Below are 6752 nucleotides of genomic sequence, written 5' to 3' on the forward strand. Positions count from 1 at the left end.
ATTTCTACGTGAATAATAACGTGGGAAATTGTTATAGTAGATGTTTCGTTGTGGCACGAATACCCACCATAAGCTCGGAATGTTGATGTTGACATTAATATTCATTCCTGGGCCCATAGGTGCCCAGCCATAATATCCGCCACCACTTCTCCAGCTTACCCATGCTGGTCCCCATTCGGTATCAGGAATCCAGATCCACTGATTGAAACGATCGGTTATCCAGCGGCCATAATGAAATGGTGCCCATCCCCATTCGTAGTCAGATACCCATGTATTTCCATACTCCGTCATCGTCCAGTGACCGTCAGTATAGTAAGGCCTGAAACTTTGGTCTACATTTGGATGCCACACATAACCGTAATCCGGGTCCTGTGTCCATTTCCCGTAAGGTGCCAGCTCCTCGTAAAAGGTTTCCAGCGTGATGTCGTCTTCCTCCTGGGCAACTGCGTTTTGTGTGAGACCGGTGACCAGGAGCAGTAGCCCCAGGATGACAGCCGGCAATTTGATCATGTTTTTCATTTGTGTGTTATTAATATACCTAACCTAACCTTATGTCACTATGAGTAGAGAATTTAAAAATAGTTTAATCAGAAGAAGAATATATGCACGCTAGTTCTGCTGTTCGCCTAATTATGTTATTAGTTTTGTATGGAATACAGGATTTATATTTGTTTTAAGTGATTTTAAGCTCTTAAAGATTAGAATTGGATGACAGGACAGATCAGCCTGTTTGCTGATTATTATCAATAATTATCTCTTTACAGTTTTTAATTCTTTTCTTTTGCAGGAATAGCTGATCAATGTGTGGTATCACATAAACGATACCAAAAAAATAAAAACATATATTTTACTAATGAAAAAAGGCGTACTATATCTTATTCCTGTCCCTTTGGCAGAGAATGCCTCTGCAAAATCATTCACTCCATACCTGATTGATACCATTAATGCCCTCGATACCTATATTGTGGAGAATGAAAAAACTGCCCGTAAGTTTTTAAAGGAAGCGGGTCTCAAAATTCCACAAAGTGCCCTAACTATCCACGATTATGGTAAACATAAACGCAACGATTCTATGGTTCCCTACTTTAAAGAACTGATGACTGGAAAGGATGTAGGACTGATGAGTGAAGCAGGTTGCCCAGGAGTAGCAGATCCGGGTGCTGATGTTGTCTCAGAAGCACATAAAAGGGGAATACAGGTTGTTCCTTTGGTAGGCCCAAACTCCTTGCTGCTGGCACTGATGGCTTCGGGCTTTAACGGACAAAGCTTTGTTTTTCATGGCTACCTGCCAATTGACAAGGTAGAGAGAGTTAAAAGCATCAGGGAACTTGAAAAAACTGCTGAAAAAAACAAGCAGACCCAGATGTTTATTGAAACCCCTTTCCGTAACAATCACCTGTTTGATGATATCGTTAAAAATACGGCAGCACAAACGTTGCTATGCGTAGCATGTAATATCACTGGAGAAGATGAATATATCAGGACACAGTCGATAGGGCAGTGGCGCCAGGAAAAAATAGATCTGCATAAAAGACCTACGATCTTCCTGATCTACCGATAAATCCTGCATCGATTAAAGGAGATATTATAGGAATTACCTGTACATATTTTTGCTATCCATAAAAGCGATCACATTTTCCGGCACAAGAAACTGGATGTTTTTATTGTCTTTCAGTGCATTCCTGATAAAGGTTGAGGAGATTTCCATCTGGGGAGTCTCCGTAAAAGTAATGGATGGATGCCCTACCCATTCTGAAGGATCAGAGTGAGGTCTCGGATAAACGTAGATACTGTAGTTTTTAAGCAGCACCTCATAGTTCTTCCACTTTTTTAAGGATACAAGATTGTCTGCCCCCATAATCAGTACAAACTCTTTTGCAGGGTACTTCTCGTGGAGATAGGTTAATGTATCGATGGTGTAGGAAGGCTGTGGAAGCGTAAATTCTATATCGCTTACTTTGATATTTTCAGCAGGTTCGGCGGCCAGCCGGGCCATCTCCAAACGGTCATACATATTACCCAAGCCTTTTTTATGCTTTAAAGGATTTTGCGGGGATACAACCAGCCAGACTTCATCAAGGCCGGTATAATTGGCCATGTAACTTGCTATGATCATATGCCCCATGTGTACCGGGTTAAAGGAACCAAAAAATAAGCCTGTTTTTGCCATCCTTAAAAACGGATATTTATTTATTGATAAAATCTGATACCAGCTGCTCCGCTTCCTGACAAGCCGTATGCAGGTCGAAGTTCTTCAGCACAACATCAAACTTATCCGCATATTGTAATTCTTTTTCTGCTTTGATAAATCTTTCCTGCAGTTTCTCCTGACTGTCTGTTCCGCGACCGCTTAAACGCTCTTTCAGCACTTCCAGTGAAGGTGGCTGTACAAAAATAGCCAGAGCATCCTCTTCGTATTTGCGTTTCAGGCGTAATCCGCCTTCTACGTCAATATCAAAGATCACGTGTTTGCCTTCATTCCATATTCTTTCGATTTCCGAACGCAGGGTACCGTAGAAAGTTCCGTTATAAACCTCTTCAAATTCTACAAATTCCTGGTGGGCAACCTTGTGCAGGAACGCTTCTTTGGAGATAAAATAATAATCCTTTTCATGCTGTTCATCCCCGCGCGATTCCCTTGTGGTGGCCGAGATAGAAAAACTTAACGCAGGAAATTTCTCCAGTAAGTGTTTGACTATGGTAGTTTTGCCTGCTCCAGAAGGCGCAGAAAATATAATGAGCTTGCCTTGTATCATTGATGAGGTCTATATTACGTTTAACAACTGTTCTTTGATCTTCTCCAATTCTTCCTTCATCCCCACAACAAGTTGCTGAATTTGAGCGTCATTCGCCTTTGCGCCCATTGTATTAATCTCTCTGCCGATCTCCTGAGAAATGAAACCTAATTTTTTACCATTGGCATCTTTACTTTTCAGGGTTTCTGTGAAATAATCACAGTGACTTTTCAAACGGATTTTCTCTTCAGTAATATCCAGTTTATCGATATAATAAATCAGTTCCTGTTCAAGACGGTTCTGATCAATAGTAAGTTTAGCGGCGTTTTCTTCCAGAAACTGGTTCAGTCTTGCCCGGATCTGAGGAATTCTCAGTGGTGCAAGCACTTCGATCTGTGCAAAAAAATCGAGTATATTCTTAATCCGAAGCTCCAGATCCTGTTTCAAAACTGCACCTTCCGTCTCTCTGAACTGGTTGAAGTTCTTTAGCGCAGCATTAAATGTACTTTGCAGAAGGTCCCATTCTCCTTCGTTCACTACTTCTTCGGTATAAGAAATAACATCTGGAAAACTTAAAACTGCCTGTAAAAGGTTATTTGAATTGGCTCCTAAATCAATATTTATGGCCTCTAACTGTTTGTAATATTTGCTCAGCAATGCGGCATTGATGGTTGCGCCTTTCAGATTTTCTTCACTGCGTTCAATACTGATAGAAACATTTACTTTTCCGCGTTCAATTTCTTTACTGCAGATGTTCCTTAACAGCAGCTCTTTATCAGCATAAGCCCTTGGGAGTTTTAAATTGAGTTCCAGAAACTTGCTGTTTAAAGACTTGATCTCTACGGCAAACTTTGTGTTTTCCTGATCTGCAGAGGCCAGGCCATAGCCTGTCATTGATTTTATCATGTGCAAAGATATAATTTATTGTTAAATTGGTTAGGGTGTTGAATATTTAATGTGCCCAATTGCCTTCAAATGATCATTTGATCCTATTCCATACGTTAGATTGATAAACAATAGTTAAATTTACATCATATACATTACAGATAAATGGTTCGCACTGCTATAAAAAGTTTATACATATCTACACTTTTGCTTGCTTCAGCATCTGTTGTTTCTGCACAGGAGGAATTCAGGCTCAATGGGGTAATTATGGTTAAGGGCTCTACAAACCGTGTTGCACTTGCTGAGATTACCAACAAACGGACTAAGTATACCGTAGGAAGCAATGACCTTGGCATCTTCCAGATCAAAGCTGTTGTAGGGGATACTCTGCTGGTAATTAAACGCAGTTTTTCTGACGTAGAACAGGTAGTATTATCTGACAGGGACATGATTATTTATGTGGATATGGGCAATACCCTGAACCAGGTAAACATCCGCGGCCAGTCTAAAAAACAGGAATTGGATGAACTCAGACAGGATTACAGGGATAAGGGATCGTTTTATCAGGGAAAGCCGCCACTGCTTTCGTACATTTTTGCGCCATTAACGGCTTTGTATGAGCTTTTTGGAAGTACACCTAAAAAGGCAAGGCGCTTCGGTAAATTCTACAACACGGAAATGCAACAGACTGCTATCGATGGATTTTTTAATGAAGCACTGATTCAGAAGAATACGGAGCTTGAAGGAAAAGATCTTGAAAACTTTATGCTCAACTATCGTCCCGAGTACAGCAAATCAAGGAACTGGACAGAGTATGATGCAGTAAAATATATCAGGGATTCGTATAAGCAATATACTGATACGCTAAGAAAAAAATAGCCGCTAAATAGATAATGCCTCGCAAGCCTTTTCTGCAGCCTGTTTTTCAGCATTTTTCTTGTTATAATCCCTGCCGATACCATAACTTTCGCCTTCGATAACGGCCTGTATTGTGAACAGTTTTGCGCTTTCGCCCTCGCCGTTCTGGATCATGTCAAAAGTTATATCTTTCGCATGGCGCTGGCACCATTCGATCAGCTTGCTTTTGAAATTTGTCTCCGTCAATTCGAGCGTGTGAATGTCGATGTACGGTTTAACAATACGTTTTAGCAATAATTCTTTAGTGAAATTGTATCCTTTATCAAGATATACTGCACCGATCAGCGCCTCAAAGGCATCACCTAACATCGAATGATGTTTGGTTTGTGCGTTGACCATTTTCTGATCAAAGACGATCAGCTGGTCAAAACCCATCTTGCGTGCAAGCTGGTTCAGGTTTGCCCTGTTTACAATTTTTGAGCGCATTTCAGTGAGAAAGCCTTCTTCTTTGTAGGGATAATGTTTAAAGAGCAGTTCAGCGATTACAGCGCCCAGGATAGCATCGCCCAAAAATTCGAGACGTTCGTTGCTGCTGCGGCTTCCATTTTTTAAAACTTTAGCCACAGACCGGTGCCTGAACGCCATTTTATACAAAATGGTATTTCCAGGCACAAAGCCTAACATATTTCGAAGCTTTTTTATAAACTCTTTATCCGGGGATAAATACAATTTATAGAGGTCAAATAAGGGCATTAAATTCTATAAAAATCGATTTGTAACGTTTACTCTTCGTACTTCTTGAAAATGACTGAGGCATTGTGCCCACCAAACCCAAAAGTATTACTCAATGCCGCACGCACTAAACGTTTCTGTGAAGTATTGAATGTGAAATTCAACTTTGGATCGAAATCAGGATCATCCGTGAAATGGTTAATTGTAGGCGGAACGATGTCGTTTTTTACCGATAAAATAGAAGCAATGGCCTCAACAGCACCGGCAGCACCCAGCAGGTGACCAGTCATTGATTTCGTGGAGCTGATATTTAATTTGTAAGCGTCTTCACCAAATAAGTCTACAATAGCCTTTGTTTCACTGATATCTCCAAGAGGAGTTGAGGTACCATGGACATTGATGTAATCAATATCTGCCGTACTCATTCCTGCATCTTTCAGCGCATTGGTCATCACCATCCTGGCGCCTAATCCCTGGGGATGCGGGGCCGTGATATGATTTGCATCTGCACTCATTCCACCACCAACTAATTCAGCATAAATTTTAGCACCGCGTGCTTTTGCATGCTCTAATTCTTCAAGGATAATTGTTCCTGCACCTTCTCCGGCAACAAATCCATCTCTGTCTTTATCGAAAGGTCGGGAGGCAGTTGAAGGATCATCATTACGCGTAGAAAGCGCATGCATGGCATTAAATCCTCCAATACCGGCTTCATTAATAATCGCTTCAGATCCTCCGCTGATAACCATATCTGCCATATTCAGACGGATGTAATTGTAAGCGTCAATCATGGCGTTCGTTGATGAAGCACAGGCAGATACCGTGGCGAAATTAGGGCCGCGGAGGCCATATTTAATCGAAATATGACCAGTAACAATGTCAATAATCATCTTGGGGATGAAGAAGGGATTAATGCGGGGAGTTCCGTCACCTGCATAAAAATTCCTCATTTCATCCAAAAACGTTTTTATACCACCAATACCTGAACCCCAGATTACGCCGATACGGTTTGTATCCAATTCAGCGAAATTAACCCCTGAATCTTTTACGGCTTCATCTGTTGATACCATGGCATACTGCACAAATGGATCTAATTTGCGTGCTTCTTTTTTGTCTAAAAAGTCCTCAGGATTGAAATTTTTAAGCTCACATGCAAACTTGGTTTTGAACTTTTCTGTATCAAAACCTGTAATAGGCGCAGCGCCACTCACCCCATTTAACAAATTATCCCAGAATTCTGGGATAGTATTGCCAATTGGAGTGAGTGCACCTAAACCTGTAACTACTACTCTTTTTAATTCCATTTATACGGATTATACGGAGACCGTATGTTTTACTTTACGTTTTTCTCTAGATAAGCAATTGCTTGACCAACTGTACCGATAGTCTCAGCTTGATCATCAGGAATCGCTACATTGAATTCTTTTTCGAATTCCATGATAAGTTCTACAGTATCCAAAGAATCCGCACCTAGGTCATTAGTGAAAGAAGCTTCTGGGGTAACCTCGCTCTCATCCACACCTAATTTTTCAACGATAATAG

General features: G+C 40.9%; 9 protein-coding genes. 2 read left to right on the top strand and 7 right to left on the bottom strand.

Going from position 1 to position 6752, the window contains the following annotated elements; translation table 11 throughout:
• Positions 1-519, bottom strand: a 519-nt coding sequence (locus ABWY16_RS18930; RefSeq protein WP_353906233.1) for a DUF6600 domain-containing protein, incomplete at its 3' end; no start/stop codon positions are given.
• 334 nt (positions 520-853) lie between these two features.
• Here ABWY16_RS18930 and ABWY16_RS18935 point away from each other — a divergent pair.
• Entirely contained in the window at positions 854-1561 is a 708-nt protein-coding gene (locus ABWY16_RS18935) for an SAM-dependent methyltransferase (RefSeq protein ID WP_353906234.1), read from the top strand.
• Positions 1562-1594: 33 nt separating this feature from the next.
• Here the strand turns inward: ABWY16_RS18935 and nadD are convergent, their stop codons facing one another.
• Genes nadD through ABWY16_RS18950 form a run of 3 tightly spaced genes read right to left on the bottom strand, consistent with a single transcriptional unit; the run spans position 1595 to position 3629 of the window.
• Positions 1595-2170, bottom strand: a complete 576-nt coding sequence (gene nadD / locus ABWY16_RS18940; protein ID WP_353906235.1) for a nicotinate (nicotinamide) nucleotide adenylyltransferase — start codon at positions 2168-2170, stop codon at positions 1595-1597.
• Positions 2171-2186: 16 nt separating this feature from the next.
• On the bottom strand, positions 2187-2756 hold the full coding sequence (gene gmk, locus ABWY16_RS18945; RefSeq protein ID WP_353906236.1) for a guanylate kinase: 570 nt from the start codon (positions 2754-2756) through the stop codon (positions 2187-2189).
• A gap of 9 nt (positions 2757-2765) precedes the next feature.
• A complete protein-coding gene (locus tag ABWY16_RS18950; protein ID WP_353906240.1) occupies positions 2766-3629 on the bottom strand; it encodes a YicC/YloC family endoribonuclease in 864 nt (287 codons plus the stop codon).
• A 156-nt stretch (positions 3630-3785) separates the two neighbouring features.
• Here ABWY16_RS18950 and ABWY16_RS18955 point away from each other — a divergent pair, with 156 nt between their 5' ends.
• Complete coding sequence (locus ABWY16_RS18955) at positions 3786-4499, top strand: hypothetical protein (protein WP_353906237.1); 714 nt, start codon at positions 3786-3788, stop codon at positions 4497-4499.
• A gap of 3 nt (positions 4500-4502) precedes the next feature.
• On the opposite strand, the gene rnc is transcribed toward ABWY16_RS18955, so the two are convergent.
• Genes rnc through ABWY16_RS18970 form a run of 3 tightly spaced genes read right to left on the bottom strand, consistent with a single transcriptional unit; the run spans position 4503 to position 6750 of the window.
• Positions 4503-5231, bottom strand: a complete 729-nt coding sequence (rnc, locus tag ABWY16_RS18960; RefSeq protein WP_185960477.1) for a ribonuclease III — start codon at positions 5229-5231, stop codon at positions 4503-4505.
• Positions 5232-5260: 29 nt separating this feature from the next.
• Complete coding sequence (gene fabF, locus ABWY16_RS18965) at positions 5261-6514, bottom strand: beta-ketoacyl-ACP synthase II (protein ID WP_353906238.1); 1254 nt, start codon at positions 6512-6514, stop codon at positions 5261-5263.
• A gap of 29 nt (positions 6515-6543) precedes the next feature.
• Positions 6544-6750: an acyl carrier protein gene (locus ABWY16_RS18970; RefSeq protein ID WP_353906239.1), complete on the bottom strand. Its 207-nt coding sequence runs from the start codon at positions 6748-6750 to the stop codon at positions 6544-6546.
• Positions 6751-6752: the final 2 nt, after the last annotated feature.

It is taken from the genome of Pedobacter sp. (genome assembly GCF_040513095.1).
In the GTDB taxonomy this organism is placed as follows: Bacteria; Bacteroidota; Bacteroidia; order Sphingobacteriales; family Sphingobacteriaceae; genus Pedobacter.

Excerpts from the sequence above, each read along its gene's own strand:
- ABWY16_RS18935 (WP_353906234.1), top strand. The coding sequence starts at position 854 with ATGAAAAAAGGCGTACTATATCTTATTCCTGTCCCTTTGGCAGAGAAT.
- nadD (WP_353906235.1), bottom strand. The coding sequence starts at position 2,170 with ATGGCAAAAACAGGCTTATTTTTTGGTTCCTTTAACCCGGTACACATG.
- gmk (WP_353906236.1), bottom strand. The coding sequence starts at position 2,756 with ATGATACAAGGCAAGCTCATTATATTTTCTGCGCCTTCTGGAGCAGGC.
- ABWY16_RS18950 (WP_353906240.1), bottom strand. The coding sequence starts at position 3,629 with ATGACAGGCTATGGCCTGGCCTCTGCAGATCAGGAAAACACAAAGTTT.
- ABWY16_RS18955 (WP_353906237.1), top strand. The coding sequence starts at position 3,786 with ATGGTTCGCACTGCTATAAAAAGTTTATACATATCTACACTTTTGCTT.
- rnc (WP_185960477.1), bottom strand. The coding sequence starts at position 5,231 with ATGCCCTTATTTGACCTCTATAAATTGTATTTATCCCCGGATAAAGAG.
- fabF (WP_353906238.1), bottom strand. The coding sequence starts at position 6,514 with ATGGAATTAAAAAGAGTAGTAGTTACAGGTTTAGGTGCACTCACTCCA.